Annotated in this window: 15 protein-coding genes and 1 tRNA gene; 5 read left to right on the forward strand and 11 right to left on the reverse strand. The window is 67.3% G+C overall.

Annotated features, from left to right (window positions below; all coding sequences use genetic code 11):
* Nucleotides 1–33: 33 nt before the first annotated feature.
* The 3 genes from ACP7EY_RS02700 to epsC are packed head-to-tail and all read left to right on the forward strand — an operon-like array spanning nt 34 to nt 3,550.
* Nucleotides 34–1,401 carry a pyridoxal-phosphate dependent enzyme gene (locus tag ACP7EY_RS02700; protein ID WP_426190210.1) on the forward strand — a complete coding sequence of 456 codons (1,368 nt, stop codon included), beginning with the start codon at nt 34–36 and terminating at the stop codon, nt 1,399–1,401.
* Complete coding sequence (locus tag ACP7EY_RS02705; RefSeq protein WP_426190212.1) at nt 1,398–2,579, forward strand: trans-sulfuration enzyme family protein; 1,182 nt, start codon at nt 1,398–1,400, stop codon at nt 2,577–2,579. The genes ACP7EY_RS02700 and ACP7EY_RS02705 overlap by 4 nt, the downstream gene beginning before the upstream one ends.
* Nucleotides 2,580–2,620: 41 nt before the next feature.
* On the forward strand, nt 2,621–3,550 hold the full coding sequence (epsC, locus tag ACP7EY_RS02710) for a serine O-acetyltransferase EpsC (RefSeq protein ID WP_426190214.1): 930 nt from the start codon (nt 2,621–2,623) through the stop codon (nt 3,548–3,550).
* Between the two features lie 16 nt (nt 3,551–3,566).
* Here the strand turns inward: epsC and ACP7EY_RS02715 are convergent, their stop codons facing one another.
* From ACP7EY_RS02715 to ACP7EY_RS02735, 5 genes are read right to left on the reverse strand one after another with little or no spacing between them, the layout of a single operon-like run.
* Nucleotides 3,567–4,613: an aldo/keto reductase gene (locus ACP7EY_RS02715; RefSeq protein ID WP_426190216.1), complete on the reverse strand. Its 1,047-nt coding sequence runs from the start codon at nt 4,611–4,613 to the stop codon at nt 3,567–3,569.
* Nucleotides 4,610–5,662: a quinone-dependent dihydroorotate dehydrogenase gene (locus ACP7EY_RS02720; RefSeq protein ID WP_426190218.1), complete on the reverse strand. Its 1,053-nt coding sequence runs from the start codon at nt 5,660–5,662 to the stop codon at nt 4,610–4,612. The genes ACP7EY_RS02715 and ACP7EY_RS02720 overlap by 4 nt, the downstream gene beginning before the upstream one ends.
* Before the next feature lie 36 nt (nt 5,663–5,698).
* Complete coding sequence (locus ACP7EY_RS02725) at nt 5,699–6,427, reverse strand: arginyltransferase (RefSeq protein ID WP_426190220.1); 729 nt, start codon at nt 6,425–6,427, stop codon at nt 5,699–5,701.
* Nucleotides 6,428–6,477: 50 nt separating this feature from the next.
* Complete coding sequence (gene aat, locus ACP7EY_RS02730) at nt 6,478–7,239, reverse strand: leucyl/phenylalanyl-tRNA--protein transferase (protein WP_426190222.1); 762 nt, start codon at nt 7,237–7,239, stop codon at nt 6,478–6,480.
* A gap of 47 nt (nt 7,240–7,286) precedes the next feature.
* Nucleotides 7,287–7,868: an NUDIX hydrolase gene (locus ACP7EY_RS02735; RefSeq protein ID WP_426190224.1), complete on the reverse strand. Its 582-nt coding sequence runs from the start codon at nt 7,866–7,868 to the stop codon at nt 7,287–7,289.
* Between the two features lie 171 nt (nt 7,869–8,039).
* On the opposite strand from ACP7EY_RS02735, the gene ACP7EY_RS02740 reads away from it, so the two are divergent.
* Nucleotides 8,040–8,116: transfer RNA gene (locus tag ACP7EY_RS02740), tRNA-Met, on the forward strand.
* Between the two features lie 92 nt (nt 8,117–8,208).
* Here the strand turns inward: ACP7EY_RS02740 and ACP7EY_RS02745 are convergent.
* The gene (locus ACP7EY_RS02745; protein ID WP_426190226.1) at nt 8,209–9,120 is read right to left on the reverse strand and encodes a DNA-3-methyladenine glycosylase family protein; all 912 of its coding nucleotides are present in this window, start codon (nt 9,118–9,120) and stop codon (nt 8,209–8,211) included.
* A 2-nt stretch (nt 9,121–9,122) separates the two neighbouring features.
* Entirely contained in the window at nt 9,123–10,148 is a 1,026-nt protein-coding gene (locus ACP7EY_RS02750) for an XdhC family protein (protein ID WP_426190228.1), read from the reverse strand.
* Nucleotides 10,149–10,197: 49 nt separating this feature from the next.
* Between ACP7EY_RS02750 and ACP7EY_RS02755 the strand changes: the two genes are divergently transcribed.
* Nucleotides 10,198–10,332 carry a hypothetical protein gene (locus ACP7EY_RS02755; protein WP_426190230.1) on the forward strand — a complete coding sequence of 45 codons (135 nt, stop codon included), beginning with the start codon at nt 10,198–10,200 and terminating at the stop codon, nt 10,330–10,332.
* A gap of 88 nt (nt 10,333–10,420) precedes the next feature.
* Here ACP7EY_RS02755 and ACP7EY_RS02760 read toward each other — a convergent pair whose 3' ends face one another.
* Genes ACP7EY_RS02760 through lspA form a run of 4 tightly spaced genes read right to left on the reverse strand, consistent with a single transcriptional unit; the run spans nt 10,421 to nt 13,745 of the window.
* Entirely contained in the window at nt 10,421–11,521 is a 1,101-nt protein-coding gene (locus tag ACP7EY_RS02760) for a M48 family metalloprotease (protein ID WP_426190232.1), read from the reverse strand.
* 16 nt (nt 11,522–11,537) lie between these two features.
* Nucleotides 11,538–11,996 carry a dUTP diphosphatase gene (gene dut, locus ACP7EY_RS02765; protein WP_426190234.1) on the reverse strand — a complete coding sequence of 153 codons (459 nt, stop codon included), beginning with the start codon at nt 11,994–11,996 and terminating at the stop codon, nt 11,538–11,540.
* A 10-nt stretch (nt 11,997–12,006) separates the two neighbouring features.
* The gene (coaBC, locus tag ACP7EY_RS02770) at nt 12,007–13,215 is read right to left on the reverse strand and encodes a bifunctional phosphopantothenoylcysteine decarboxylase/phosphopantothenate--cysteine ligase CoaBC (RefSeq protein WP_426190236.1); all 1,209 of its coding nucleotides are present in this window, start codon (nt 13,213–13,215) and stop codon (nt 12,007–12,009) included.
* 14 nt (nt 13,216–13,229) lie between these two features.
* Nucleotides 13,230–13,745, reverse strand: a complete 516-nt coding sequence (gene lspA, locus ACP7EY_RS02775; protein WP_426190238.1) for a signal peptidase II — start codon at nt 13,743–13,745, stop codon at nt 13,230–13,232.
* Nucleotides 13,746–13,766: the final 21 nt, after the last annotated feature.

Genomic DNA, 13,766 nt, shown 5'->3' on the forward strand with positions numbered 1-13,766 from the left:
CGACGGCTTGATCGACGTTTCCAGGAGACCGCCATGGACAGTCCCGCACTTTTTCAACTGATCGGCAACACCCCCGTCGTTCAGCTCACCCGGCTCGACACGGGACCTTGCCAATTGTTTCTCAAGCTCGAATCGCAGAACCCGGGCGGCTCCATCAAGGACCGGGTCGGCCTGGCCATCATCGAAGCGGCCGAACGCGACGGCCGGCTGCGCCCCGGCGGCACCATCGTCGAGGCCACCGCCGGCAACACGGGGCTGGGACTGGCCCTGGTGGGGCGCCTGAAGGGCTACCGGGTGCTGCTGGTGGTGCCCGATAAAATGTCGACCGAAAAAGTGCTGCACCTGAAGGCCTTGGGCGCCGAAGTGCGCAGCACCCGCTCCGACGTCGGCAAGGGCCATCCCGACTACTACCAGGACCTGGCGGCGCGCCTGGCGGGCGAGATTCCCGGCGCATTTTTCGCCGACCAGTTCAACAACCCGGCCAATCCGCAGGCGCACTTCGACAGCACCGGTCCGGAAATCTGGCAGCAGATGCACCACGAGCTCGACGCCATCGTGGTGGGGGTGGGCTCGGGTGGCACGCTTGCCGGCCTGACGCGCTATTTCAGGGCGGTGGCGCCGCACGTGGCGTTCATCCTGGCCGATCCGGCCGGCTCCATCCTGGCCCAGTACGTCGACACGGGCGAAGTGGCCGGCACCAGCGGCGCCTGGGCCGTCGAAGGCATCGGCGAAGATTTCATTCCCGCCATCGCCGACCTGAGCGCCGTCAGCCGCGCCTACACCATCAGCGACCGGCAAAGCTTCGACAGCGCGCGCGCCCTGTTGCGCGCCGAGGGCATCCTGGGCGGCTCCTCGACCGGCACCCTGCTGGCCGCCGCGCTGGCCTACTGCCGCGCCCAAACGACGCCCAAGCGGGTGCTCAGCTTCGTCTGCGATACCGGCACCCGCTACCTGTCGAAAGTCTACAACGACGGCTGGATGCACGACCAGGGCCTGCTCGAGCGGGCGCCGACGGGCGACCTGCGCGACCTGATCGGCCGCCGCGCCGACCAGGGCGAGGTGGTGGGCGTGGCCCCCGACGATTCCCTGCTGGTCGCGTTCAATCGCATGCGCGCGGCCGACCTGGCGCAGCTGCCCGTGCTCGACGGCGGCCGCCTGGTCGGCATCATCGACGAATCGGACCTGCTGCTCAAGGTCGCGCACGACGCCAGCGTCTATGCCAGCGCGGTGGCCGCGACCATGACGGCGCGGCTGGAAACGCTGCGCCCGGGCGACGGCCTGGCGGCCCTGCACGACACGCTGGGGCGCGGCCTGACCGCCGTGGTGGCCGACGAGGCCACCTTTTATGGCCTGATCACCCGCTTCGATCTTCTCAACCATTTGCGCAGGAGCCTGTCATGAGCGAATCCAAATTGCCGGTACAGCGCCTGGCCACCCGCGTCATTCACGGGGGGCAGGCGCCCGATCCATCGACCGGCGCCATCATGCCGCCCATTTACGCCACCTCCACCTACGTGCAGGACAGCCCGGGCGTGCACAAGGGCCTCGATTACGGCCGCTCGCACAATCCCACCCGCTGGGCGCTCGAGCGCTGCGTGGCCGACCTCGAGGGCGGCGCCCAGGCCTTCGCTTTCGCCTCGGGCCTGGCCGCCATCTCCACCGTTCTCGAACTGCTCGACGCCGGCGCCCATGTCGTCGCCGGCGACGACATGTACGGCGGCACCTACCGCCTGTTCGAGCGCGTGCGCCGGCGCAGCGCGGGGCTCGAATTCAGCTACGCCGACCTGAGCAATCCGGAAAACCTGCTGGCCGCGCTGCGCCCCGACACCAAAATGGTGTGGATCGAAACGCCCACCAACCCGATGCTCAAGCTGGCCGACCTGGCCGCCATCGCCCGCATCTGCCGCGCGCGCGGCATCATCGCCGTGGCCGACAACACCTTCGCCAGCCCGCTCGTGCAGCGCCCCCTCGAACACGGCATCGACATCGTGGTGCACTCGACGACCAAGTACCTCAACGGCCATTCCGACATCATCGGCGGCATCGCCGTCGTCGGCGCCGAGGCGCACCAGCAGGGCTGGCGCGAACAACTGGCCTTTCTGCAAAACGCGGTGGGCGCCATCGCCGGGCCGTTCGACAGTTTCCTGGCGCTGCGTGGCATCAAGACGCTGGCCGTGCGCATGGAGCGCCATTGCGCCAGCGCGCTCGAACTGGCCCAGTGGCTGGCGCGCCAGCCGAAGGTGCGCACGGTGTTCTATCCGGGCCTGCCCTCGCATCCGCAGCACCAGTTGGCGCAGCGGCAGATGGCCGGTTTTGGCGGCATCATTTCCATCGACCTCGATACCGATCTGGCCGGCGCCCGCCGCTTTCTTGAACGCTGCGAACTGTTCGCGCTGGCCGAAAGCCTGGGCGGGGTCGAAAGCCTCATCGAGCATCCGGCGCTGATGACGCATGCCTCGATTCCCGCCCTGCAGCGGGCCCGGCTGGGCATCGGCGACGGCCTCATTCGCCTGTCGGTGGGCATCGAGCACATCGAGGATCTGCGCGTCGACCTGCAACGCGCCCTCGCTGCCATTTGAACGGGCTTGCCCGCTTACCCTTCACCTTGAACCAGGATCCTATGGCTACTTTCGATATCACCGGCATCGCGCACTCGCTGCGCCAGGCCCGGCACGCATGGCGCGAAACGCAAAGTCGCGTGGGCGAACCGGGTAACCGCGAATTCCCCTCGCGCGACGCTCTCTCCGGCATCGTCGAGAGCCTCAAGGGGGTGCTGTTCCCGATGCGGCTGGGCCCGCCCGAGCTGCGCCAGGAGAGCGAAGACTTTCACGTCGCGCATGCGCTCGACGGCGCGCTGCACGCGCTGCTCAAACAGGTCAGCCGCGAATTGAAATACAACGCCGCGCTGCGCGCCACCGAAAGCGGGGCGCACGGCGGCGACATTGACGCCGCCGCCGTCACCGCCGTGCGCAGCTTCGCCGCCGCCTTGCCGGCCATCCGCACCCTGCTCGACAGCGACGTGCTGGCCGCCTATCAGGGCGACCCGGCCGCCCGCAGCGTCGATGAGGTGCTGCTGTGCTACCCGGGCATCCTGGCGATGGTCCATTACCGCCTGGCGCACCAGCTCTACGTGCTCGACCTGCCGCTGCTGGCGCGCATTGTGGCCGAACTGGCGCACGCCGCCACCGGCATCGACATCCACCCGGGCGCCACCATCGGCAGCGGCTTTTTTATCGATCACGGGACCGGCGTGGTGATCGGCGAGACCGCCATCATCGGCGAGCGCGTGCGCCTGTACCAGGCGGTGACGCTGGGCGCCAAGCGCTTTCCCACCGACGCCGACGGCAACTTGCAAAAAGGGCTGCCGCGCCATCCGGTGGTGGAGGACGACGTCGTCATCTACGCGGGCGCGACCATCCTCGGCCGCATCACGCTGGGCAAGGGCGCCGTCATTGGCGGCAATGTGTGGCTGACCCACGACGTGCCGGCGGGTGCGCGCGTCGCCCAGGCGGCCTCGCGCACGGACGAGCCGACCAACGGCGCCGGCTAAGCCTGGCGCGCGCCGCTTACTGGCCCGGATTGGGCAGGCGCGCGTGGATGGCGTCGATCGCCGCCACCACGTCCGCCGACAGCGTCACCTCGGCGGCGTCGATATTTTCTTTCAGCTGCGCCAGGCTGGTCGCACCGATGATGGTGGAGGCGACGAACCAGCGCGAATAGCACCAGGCCAGTGCCAGCTGCGCCGGGCTCATGCCATTTGCCCGCGCCAGTGCCGCGTATTCGGTCGCCGCGGCGATCACGCCGGGGCGCAGGTAGCGGGGACTCCAGCTGGCCGGGAACAGCGTCAGGCGCCCGCGCGCGGCCGGATCGTCGAGGTATTTCGCCGTCAGCTGGCCGAACGCCAGCGGGCTGTAGGCCAGCAGCGCGACATTCTCGCGGTAGCAGGTTTCCGTCAGCAGCGCCGTCTCGAAGCCGCGCGCCGTCAGGTTGTACAGGTTCTGGATGGTGGCGATGCGCGGCAGGCCCGCCGTGGCGGCCGCGCGGGTGAACGCAGCGACACCCCAGGCGCTTTCATTGGAGACGCCGATGTGGCGCAACTTGCCTTCATCGATCAGGCCTTGCAGGGCGCCCAGCGTGTCCTCGATCGGCACGCACGGGCGCTCGTTGGCGGGATCGAAGGCGGTGGCGCCGAAGATTGGCACGTTGCGGCTGGGCCAGTGCAACTGGTACAAATCGATGTAGTCGGTGCGCAGGCGGCGCAGGCTGGCCTCGACGGCGGCGCGGATATTGGCCGCGTCGAGATTGTGCGCGGCGCCGCGGATCCAGTCCTGGGCCGGGTTGGGGCCGGCGATTTTTGTCGCCAGCACGATGTCGGCGCGGCGTCCCGATTGCTGCAGCCAGTTGCCGATCATCGTTTCGGTGGACCCTTGCGTGGCCGCCTTCGGCATCACCGGGTACATCTCGGCGGTGTCGATGAAGTTGATGCCCCGCTCGAGCGCGTAGTCGATCTGGCTGTGCGCCTCGGCCTGGCTGTTTTGCTCGCCCCAGGTCATGCTGCCCAGGCAGACGCGGGACACGCGCAGGTTGCTATCGCCCAGTATGGTCGTCTTCATGGGGCCACCGTGCGCGCGGCGATGGCGGCGGCGCAATCGCGCACCAGCGCCGGACCGGCATAAATGAGCCCGCTGTAGAGCTGCACCAGGGCGGCCCCGGCGTCGATTTTCGCCCTGGCGTCGGCGCCCTGCATGATGCCGCCCACGCCGATGATGGGCAGCGCGTCGCCCAGTTCGGCGCGCAGCGCGCGGATCACCCGGTTCGACAGTTCGAACACGGGCGCGCCCGACAGGCCGCCCGCTTCCTGGCCATGCGGCATGCCGTCGACGGCCGTGCGCGACAAGGTGGTGTTGGTGGCGATGACGCCGTCGATGCGGTGGCGCAGCAGCGCGGCGGCGATTTCCTTGACCTGCTCGCCGTCGATGTCGGGAGCGATTTTCAGCGTCAGCGGCACGTAGCGCTTGTACTGGTCGGCCAGCTGCGATTGCGCCAGCTTCAGTTGCGCCAGCAGCGCGTCGAGTTCGGAGGCGCCCTGCAACTGGCGCAGGTTCTTGGTGTTGGGCGAAGAGATGTTGACGGTGACGTAGCTGGCGTACGGGTAGACCTTGCGCAGGCATGCGAGGTAGTCGTCGGCGGCGCGTTCGATGGGGGTGTCGGCGTTCTTGCCGATGTTCAGGCCCAGCACGCCTTCCTTGTTCTGATAGAACTTCGAGGCCTGCACATTGGCGACGAAGGCGTCGACGCCGCCATTATTAAAACCCATGCGGTTGATGATGGCGTGCGCGGCCGGCAGGCGGAACATGCGCGGCCGTGGATTGCCGGCCTGGGGGCGCGGCGTCACGGTGCCGATCTCGATCGAGCCGAAGCCCAGCGCGGCCAGGCCGTCGATGTAGGCGCCGTCCTTGTCCAGGCCCGCCGCCAGTCCCACCGGATTGGGAAAGTCGATGCCCATCACGGTGCGGCGGTCGTCGGCCGGTTTGGGCAGCGCCCGCGTCAGGCCCAGCGCGGCGGCGCGGCGCAGGGCGGGCAAGGTCAGGTTGTGGGCCGTTTCGGGGTCGAGCGCGAACAGCAGGGGACGGGTGAGGGCGTACAGCAGTTTGTCGGACATAGGCGGCGATCATGGAGGGACCGCCTATTTTAAGCCCTATCGATCCAATAAGTCCCATTGGCCGTCGATGCGCGCCTCGAGCGGGCGGAAGTTGGTCTTGTAAGCCATCTTGGGACTTTGCTCGATCCAGTAGCCCAGGTAGACGTAGGGCAGGCCCAGTTCGTCGGCCTGGGCGATCTGCCACAGCACGTTGTAGGTGCCGAACGAGGCGCCCGCCACATCGGGGTCGAAAAACGTGTACACCGACGACAGGCCGTCGGCCAGCACGTCGATGATCGACACCATGCGCAGGGTGCCGTCCGGTTCGCGGAACTCGACGAGCCGGGTGTTGACGCGGCTTTGCAGCAGGAACTGGGCGTACTGGTCGCGACTGTCCTGGTCCATGCCGCCGCCCACGTGGCGGGTGCTCTGGTAACGCAGGTACAGGGCGTAGTGCTCGTCGGAGAAGCCCAGCTTGGCGACGATGGCAGCCAGGCCAGCGTGGCGCACGGCGGCGCGGCGCTGGGCGCGGCTGGGCTTGAACTGGGCGGTGCGCACGCGCACCGGGATGCAGGCCTTGCAGCCGTCGCAGTAAGGCCGGTAGGTAAAAATGCCGCTGCGCCGAAAGCCCGTCTTGACCAGCTCCGAATAGACGTCGGCATCGATCAGGTGCGACGGCGTGGCCACCTGCGAGCGTGCCTGGCGGGCGTCGAGATAGCTGCACGGGTAGGGCGCGGTGGTGTAGAACTGCAGGGTCGAGAAGGGCAGATCGTTCAGGTGCGTCATGCGGAGGCTCGCGTAGTGACGTGCTTGCGCCCGGGTGGCGCAGGTGCAGCCTATTCTAACGAATCTTTGGCCGGCGCAGTGTCGGCAATCGCCGGTGTGAACGGATCGACGGGACGCCAGCCCGTAATGGCTGGCTGGCGGATTGCCGCCTTGACGTGTTCAAGAAAGCGCGCGCGCGAAATGGGCGCGGCGCCCAGCGAGGCCAGGTGCGAAGTTTCTTGCTGGCAGTCGATCAGTGCGACGCCGCGCGAGCGCAGGAAGGCCACCAGGTAGGCCAGGGCGATTTTCGAGCCGTCGCTGACGCGGGCGAACATCGATTCGCCATAAAACATGCGGCCGATGCACACGCCGTAGGCGCCGCCGGCCAGCTTGCCGTCCACCCACAACTCGGCCGAGTGGGCGTAGCCCATCTCGAACAGGCCCGTGTAGCCGGCGATGATGTCTTTCGAAATCCAGGTGCCGGGGCCATCCTTGCGGGGCGCCGCGCAGGCCCGCATCACGTCCTCGAAGGCGCTGTCGAAGCGCACCTGCCAGCGGCCGCCTTCAAGGCGGCTCTTTTCCACCTTGCGCAGCGTCTTGCGCAGGCTGTCGCTGACGTGGAAGCTGGCCGTGTCCAGCACCATGCGCGGGTCGGTGCTCCACCAGAGGATCGGCTGGCCCTCGGAAAACCACGGAAAGATGCCGCGCTGGTAGGCCGCCAGCAGGCGTTGCGGCGACAGGTCGGCGCCGGCCGCCAGCAGCCCCGGCGCGTCGATCGTCAGGGCCGTGGCGACATCGGGAAAGGGCGTGTTGGCCTCGAGCCAGGGAATCATGGCTTGCTCATGGCTGATTCATGGCTGATGCATGGCTGATGCATGGCCTACGCAAGATCGGCCTGGGTCCGCATTGGCGTGACGATGTCGTGCTCGTGAAACCGGTAGCTGCCGCCCTCGATGACGCGGCGGCGGTCGGCGAAAAACAGTTCCAGCGTGGTGCGGATGGTGGGGAAGGCCAGGTCGGCCCAGGGAATCTCGCGTTCGCCAAAGAGTTGCACCTCGAGACTCTCGATGCCGGCCGCGTAATCGAGGTCGACCAGGCGGGCCAGGTAAAACAGGTGGACCTGGTGTACGTGGGCCACGTTGAGCATTGCGAACAGGGGGCCCAGTTCGATGTTGGCGCCCGCTTCCTCGACGGTTTCACGGATGGCGGCGGCGGCAGTGGTCTCGGCATTTTCCATGAAGCCGGCCGGCAAGGTCCAATAGCCATACCGGGGTTCGATGGCGCGCCTGCACAGCATGACCTTCAGATCGCCCTCGTGTTCCCAGACGGGCAGGGACCCCACCACCAGCTTGGGATTTTGGTAGTGAATGGTGCCGCATGCGGTGCAGACGAAGCGGGGGCGGTTGTCGCCTTCAGGAATAGCCAATGCGACCGGGTGGGCGCATTCGGAGCAAAAGTTCATAAGTCGCCGAATAGTAGTGTTTCGCCTACTTTACACCGATTGGGGCGCTTCTGCCGCATCGCCACGACCGCCCCCGCAGCCTGCGGCGGGTCCATTGCATGCTGCTATCGCAAATTCGTCAAAGATTGATATTGCCTAAATCGGTCCCACCCCCTATAATAACGGCACAGACGCGGGGTGGAGCAGTCTGGCAGCTCGTCGGGCTCATAACCCGAAGGTCACAGGTTCAAATCCTGTCCCCGCAACCAAATTTGAAAACCGTCGATATGCGTCAAGCGTGTCGGCGGTTTTTTCTCGTGCGCGTCCGGTTTTTGTGTGCCTGCGCCGCACGCGCCGAAGGTCAGGCCGCTGGTGCGGCCAGGCTTTTCCACAGGTGCGCCGCCGCCATCGTGCGCTGCGGCGCCCAGCGCGCCAGCAGCGCTTCGGTGCGTGCCAGGTCTGGCTTGCTCTCTTCTTGCAGCAGGCGCTGCAGGGCGGTGCGGATGGCGACGTCGCCGTGCAGCGAGCAGTCGGCGTGGCCGTAGCCGCGCAGGAGGGTGTAATTGACGGTCCACGGACCAACGCCCTTGATCGCCAGCAGCGCCGCGCAGGTGCGCGCGAGATCGGCGTCGGGCGCGTGTTCGAGCGCAAGTGCGCCCTCGGCCACCAGGCGCGCCACCCGCAGCAGCGTGGCGGCCTTGGCGCCTGAAAATTTCTGACCGAGCAGGGCGTCGAGGTCGATCCGCGCCACCTCCTGCGGCCCCGGGTAGCACAACATGCCGCTGCTGTGGCGCACGCCGGCCTGGCGAATCAGGCTGCGGCGCAGGGCGATGGCGAAACCGAGGTTGATCTGCTGGCCGATGATGGCCCAGGTCAGCGCTTCGAACACGCTGGCCGATTGCACGATGCGCAGCGGGCCGTGGCGCAGCAGCAGGGGCGCCATCAAGGCGTCGTCGGCCGCTTGCGCCATGAACGGCGCCGGATCGATGCGCAGGCCGGTAATGCTGCGCAGGGCGGCCTGCGCCTGCGCCGCGGCGCTGGCCGACAGGGGGCCGTCCGCATGGACGGCGCAGCGCGCCTGGCCGGGCGCCAGGACGACGTCGAGCAGCACGGGCACGCCGTCGAGGACGACGGCCTTGCGCAGCCGGCGTTCACTGCCCCGGGCGTCGACCTGCTCGCTGACGGCCTCGCTGTCGCGGCTGTGAAATGCCAGCACCTCGTCGACGGCATAGTCGGCCGGCAGCGGCAGCACCAGGTGCGCGCTGGCGTTCATCGTCAGTCCTCGCGCACGCAGGCGGCGCTGCCGCCTTCCGCGCCGGCCTGGTTGAGCGCCGTCGCATGATTTAACTGCTGCGATCGGGGCACGCCGTTTTTCACCGCCGTCATCTCGGCCAGGATCGAGATGGCGATTTCGGCCGGGGTCTTGCTGCCGATGTAGAGACCAACCGGGCCATGCAGGCGGGCCAACTGGGCGTCGCTGACGTCGAACAGCTTGAGTCGCTCGCGCCGGCTGGCGTTGTTGGCGCGCGAGCCGATCGCGCCCACATAAAAGGCATCGGACTTGAGCGCTTCCATCAGCGCCAGGTCGTCCAGTTTCGGGTCGTGGGTGAGCGCCAGCACGGCGCTGCGCGCATCGAGCTGGGACTCGAGCACTAGGTCGTCGGGCATCAGGTGCACCACCCGCACACCCGCTACCTGCCAGCCGCTGCGGTATTGCTCGCGCGGATCGCAGACGGTGACGTGGTAGTCCATCGCCGTGGCGACTTGGGCGACGAAGCGCGACAGCTGGCCGGCGCCGATGATGAACAGGCGCCAGCGGGGCCCGTGCACACTGGTGAGGACGGCGTCGTCCAGTTGCAGCACGGCGCCGGCCGCGCCGGCGGCCAGGGTGACAGCGCCGGAGCGCAAATCGAGGCTGCGCGCCACCAGTTCGTGGCGGTCCAGCCGGGCCAGCAGTTCGGCGACGCCGCTGTCGGGCCCCAGCGGTTCGATCGCCAGCTCGATGGTGCCGCCGCAGGGCAGGCCGAAGCGGTGCGCTTCGTCGGCGCTGATGCCGTAGCTGACGATTTCCGGCAATTGGCGGGTGATGCCGAGCCTGCACACCTCGGCGATCAGATCGTCTTCGATGCAGCCGCCCGACACCGAGCCGACCACTTGGCCGGTGGCGCAGATGGCCAGCAGCGCGCCGATCGGCCGGGGGCTTGAGCCCCAGGTCTTGATGACGGTGACGAGTTGGCAGCGCTGGCCGTCGGCAATCCAGCCGGCGGCGGTTTTTAATACTTCAAGGTCAATGCTGTCCATGGGATCGAATATACTGGGCGCCAGGCAAAACAGCGCGATGGGGTGATGGATGAAGAGCGACCATGATACAAAAAAAGCGGGCGACACGCCGAAGTTCGGGCGTTTGCTGCTGGTGCTGATTGCCGCGGTGGCGTTTTGCGGCGTGCTCACGTACGTGATGGGGACCTGGTTTCCGGACTTTTGAATCTCGCGCGCCGCCATGCAAAACGGGGGCCGGATCGTTCGATCCGGCCCCCGCTGTGGTTTGCCCCACGTCCTGCGCCGCCTGCCGCCTACGGCATCAGGGCCTTCTTGGCCGACTGCTTCGACTTGATCTCGGTGGCGGTTTTTTCGATGGCCGCCAGGCGCGCCGCGGTGGCCGGGTGGTTGGCCACGAAGCCGTTGAGCACCGTGGCCGGATAGGTCGCCGCCAGCCGCTTCCAGAACGGCGCGGCGCCGTCGACGTTGTAGCCGGCGCGGGCGACCAGGTACAGCGCCAGGCGGTCGGCGGCGACGTCGGTGTCGGCGCTCATGGCCTTGATGCCGCCGCTGCCGATCAGCATCGAGGTATCGGGCTGGACTTTGACGAGGTTGTCGATAATGCCGCCCACCGTGCCGGCGTAGCGCTGCGAGGCGGGGTGGCCTAGCAGGCTGTGGGCCATGCCGTTGGCCAGCAGGAAGGCCAGTTCGTCGTCGCCGCGGGTAAAGCCGATCATGCCGCGGGTGACCATCACGCGCGTGCCGTCGTTGTAGGCATTGATATTGTCGGCGTTGCCCAGTTCGATGCCGAAGCCGCAGGCGCGGGTGACCGGCACCGTCAGCGAGCGCTTGTCGCCATCGCGCTCGATTCCCATCGGCAGCGACGACGTCGCCGCCAGCAGGGGACCGAACACGCCGCCGGCGGTGGTGGAGGCATTCGCGCCCGTGGGCAGCTTCTTGCCGCCGGCGGTGAGCAGGCGGTCGCCCCGTTTCAGGCCGGCCTGGGCGGCGCCGCTGCCGGCCAGTACGCCCGTCACTTGCAGGTGCTCGCCCATGCCGAAGGCGACGTGGGCCGCTTCGTTGTAGTCGCCCGGGTAGGAGTGGCGGTTCTTGGCGGTGAATCCGAGCAGATTGCGCGCCTGGCTCTTGCACAGGTCGGCGTTGGCGATCAGCAGGGGCGCGGCGACCCGGTACAGGCGGTCCTGCAAGGTGGCCATGCGATTGAGCTGTTCGGCCTCCTGCGCCATGCGTGGGGTCAGCACCTCGGGCTCGGGCTCCTTGCTCGCTGCTGGCGCTTGCGGCACCGGGCCTTGCTGCATCACGGGTGGGGTGCTGCAAGCGGCGAGGGCGAGGGCGAGTGTGGCCAGCGCCAACGAGCGACAGGTGCCGGGGCGCCAGGCGTGAATACGCTTCATGGGAAATCTCCTGTTTTTATTGTTTGCCGGTGCTGCCGAAGCCGCCAGCACCGCGTTCGCTGTGCTGCTGCGCGTCGAACTCGTCGACCACCTCGAAGCCCACCTGCAGTACCGGCACGATGATCAGCTGCGCCAGCCGTTCCATCGCTTGCAGGGTGAATGGCTGCTGGCCGCGGTTCCAGGTCGAGACCATCAACTGGCCCTGATAATCGGAATCAATCAAGCCTACCAGATTCCCCAGCACGATGCCGTTCTTGTGGCCCATGCCGCTGCGTGGCAGGATCATCGCGCAGTAACCGGGATCGGCCACGTGGATCGCCAGGCCGGTGGGAATGAGCACGGTGGCGCCGGCGTCGATGACGATGGCTTCATCGATGCAGGCGCGCAGGTCGAGGCCCGCGCTGCCAGCGGTGGCGTAGGCCGGCAGCAGGTCTTTCATGCGCGGGTCGAGAATCTTGATCTGGAGTGTTTTCATGCGTTCTTCATTAAAGTGGCTGGGGCAGCCGGCTGGCGATTTCGGCAATCAGGCGCCGCGCCAGCGTCAGCTTGTCGGCGCGCGGCAGCACGGTGTGGCCGGCGGCGTCGAACAGGATCACGGTATTGTCATCCTGGCCGAAAGTCTGGGGTCCGATATTGCCCACGAGCAAAGGGATGCCTTTTCGCAGGCGTTTGGCGGCGCCGTACTCGATCAGGTTTTCCGATTCGGCGGCAAAGCCGACGCAGTACGGCGCGCCCGTGGCCGCGGCGCTGGCCGATACCGCCGCCAGGATGTCGGCGTTTTCGCTGAACTGCAGTTGCGGCGCGCCGCCGGCGGTTTTTTTCATTTTTTGATCGCTGGCGTTGCTGACGCGCCAGTCGGCCACCGCCGCCACGCCAATGAACACCTGCTGGCCCGCCAGTTGCCCCATCACGGCGTCGTGCATCTGCCGGGCGCTTTGCACATCGATCCGGCGCACCCCGCGCGGCGCGGCCAGCGCGGTGGGGCCCGACACCAGCACCACCTCGGCGCCCGCTTCGTGCGCCGCCCGCGCCACGGCGTAACCCATTTTGCCCGACGACAGATTGGTGATGCCGCGTACCGGGTCGATCGCTTCGAAGGTGGGGCCGGCGGTGATCAAGACCCGTTTGCCGGCGAGGACCTTGGGCTGGAAGGCTGCCACCAGGTCCTCGAGCAGTTCATCGGCTTCGAGCATGCGCCCGTAGCCCGTTTCGCCGCATGCCTGGGCGCCGGCGGCGGGGCCGAACACCTTGATGCCGTCCTCGAGCAACTGGGCCAGGTTGCGCACGGTGGCGGGGTTTTCCCACATTTCGACGTTCATCGCCGGCGCGATGTGCAGCGGCAGCCGACGCGGGCGCGCCACGCACAGGGTCGAAAGCAGGTCGTCGCAGGCGCCGTGCGCCAGCTTGCGCATGAAATCGGTGGAGCAGGGGGCGATCAGGATGGCGTCGGCATCGCGCGTGAGGTCGATATGCGCCATGTTGTTGGCCACCCGCGCATCCCATTGATCGGTATAGACGGGATTGCCCGACAGGGCCTGCATGGTGACGGCGCCGATGAACTGGGTGGCCGCCGCCGTCATCACCACCTGCACGCTGGCGCCTTGCTTGACGAGGGCGCGGCACAGTTCAGCCGCCTTGTAGCAGGCGACCCCACCGGTCAGGCCGAGGACGATTTTCTTGCCTTGCAAATCCATGCTCGCTCCCCCGTTCAGTTCTTGTTGACGCGCCGCAGTTCGTCGAAGATGAACAGGAAGGCGCCCACGCAAATGGCGCTGTCGGCGATATTAAAGGCGGGGAAATGGCCCACCGCGGCCAGGTGAAAATCGAGGAAATCGATCACGTGGCCGTACAGCAGGCGGTCGATGACGTTGCCGATGGCGCCGCCCATGACCAGCGCCAGCGCCCAGCAGAACAGGCGCTGGCCGGCGTGCTTGCGCAGCATGTAAATAATGAAGCCCACCGCCACCACGCCGATCGCCGTAAAAAAGTAGCGCTGCCAGCCGCCCTGGTCGGACAGGAAGCTGAACGCGGCGCCCCGGTTATACGCGAGCACCAGGTTGAAGAACCCCGTGATGGCTTTTTCCTGGCCCAGCACGAACATCTTGGTGATGGCGATTTTCGACAGCTGGTCGCACAGGATGATGATGGCGGCGATGCCCAGCCATGGCGCGAGCGAAGCGCGGTTCTTGGCAGTGGAGAAGGTAGAGGTTTTTTTAGTGGCCATGGGGGCTCAGTCGATCAGGCG

Origin of the sequence: Massilia sp. DWR3-1-1 (assembly GCF_049898325.1) — a bacterium.
Classification (GTDB): Bacteria; Pseudomonadota; Gammaproteobacteria; order Burkholderiales; family Burkholderiaceae_D; genus JAFCUW01.

Excerpts from the sequence above, each read along its gene's own strand:
- ACP7EY_RS02700 (WP_426190210.1), top strand. The coding sequence starts at position 34 with ATGGACAGTCCCGCACTTTTTCAACTGATCGGCAACACCCCCGTCGTT.
- ACP7EY_RS02705 (WP_426190212.1), top strand. The coding sequence starts at position 1,398 with ATGAGCGAATCCAAATTGCCGGTACAGCGCCTGGCCACCCGCGTCATT.
- epsC (WP_426190214.1), top strand. The coding sequence starts at position 2,621 with ATGGCTACTTTCGATATCACCGGCATCGCGCACTCGCTGCGCCAGGCC.
- ACP7EY_RS02715 (WP_426190216.1), bottom strand. The coding sequence starts at position 4,613 with ATGAAGACGACCATACTGGGCGATAGCAACCTGCGCGTGTCCCGCGTC.
- ACP7EY_RS02720 (WP_426190218.1), bottom strand. The coding sequence starts at position 5,662 with ATGTCCGACAAACTGCTGTACGCCCTCACCCGTCCCCTGCTGTTCGCG.
- ACP7EY_RS02725 (WP_426190220.1), bottom strand. The coding sequence starts at position 6,427 with ATGACGCACCTGAACGATCTGCCCTTCTCGACCCTGCAGTTCTACACC.
- aat (WP_426190222.1), bottom strand. The coding sequence starts at position 7,239 with ATGATTCCCTGGCTCGAGGCCAACACGCCCTTTCCCGATGTCGCCACG.
- ACP7EY_RS02735 (WP_426190224.1), bottom strand. The coding sequence starts at position 7,868 with ATGAACTTTTGCTCCGAATGCGCCCACCCGGTCGCATTGGCTATTCCT.
- ACP7EY_RS02745 (WP_426190226.1), bottom strand. The coding sequence starts at position 9,120 with ATGAACGCCAGCGCGCACCTGGTGCTGCCGCTGCCGGCCGACTATGCC.
- ACP7EY_RS02750 (WP_426190228.1), bottom strand. The coding sequence starts at position 10,148 with ATGGACAGCATTGACCTTGAAGTATTAAAAACCGCCGCCGGCTGGATT.
- ACP7EY_RS02755 (WP_426190230.1), top strand. The coding sequence starts at position 10,198 with ATGAAGAGCGACCATGATACAAAAAAAGCGGGCGACACGCCGAAGTTC.
- ACP7EY_RS02760 (WP_426190232.1), bottom strand. The coding sequence starts at position 11,521 with ATGAAGCGTATTCACGCCTGGCGCCCCGGCACCTGTCGCTCGTTGGCG.
- dut (WP_426190234.1), bottom strand. The coding sequence starts at position 11,996 with ATGAAAACACTCCAGATCAAGATTCTCGACCCGCGCATGAAAGACCTG.
- coaBC (WP_426190236.1), bottom strand. The coding sequence starts at position 13,215 with ATGGATTTGCAAGGCAAGAAAATCGTCCTCGGCCTGACCGGTGGGGTC.
- lspA (WP_426190238.1), bottom strand. The coding sequence starts at position 13,745 with ATGGCCACTAAAAAAACCTCTACCTTCTCCACTGCCAAGAACCGCGCT.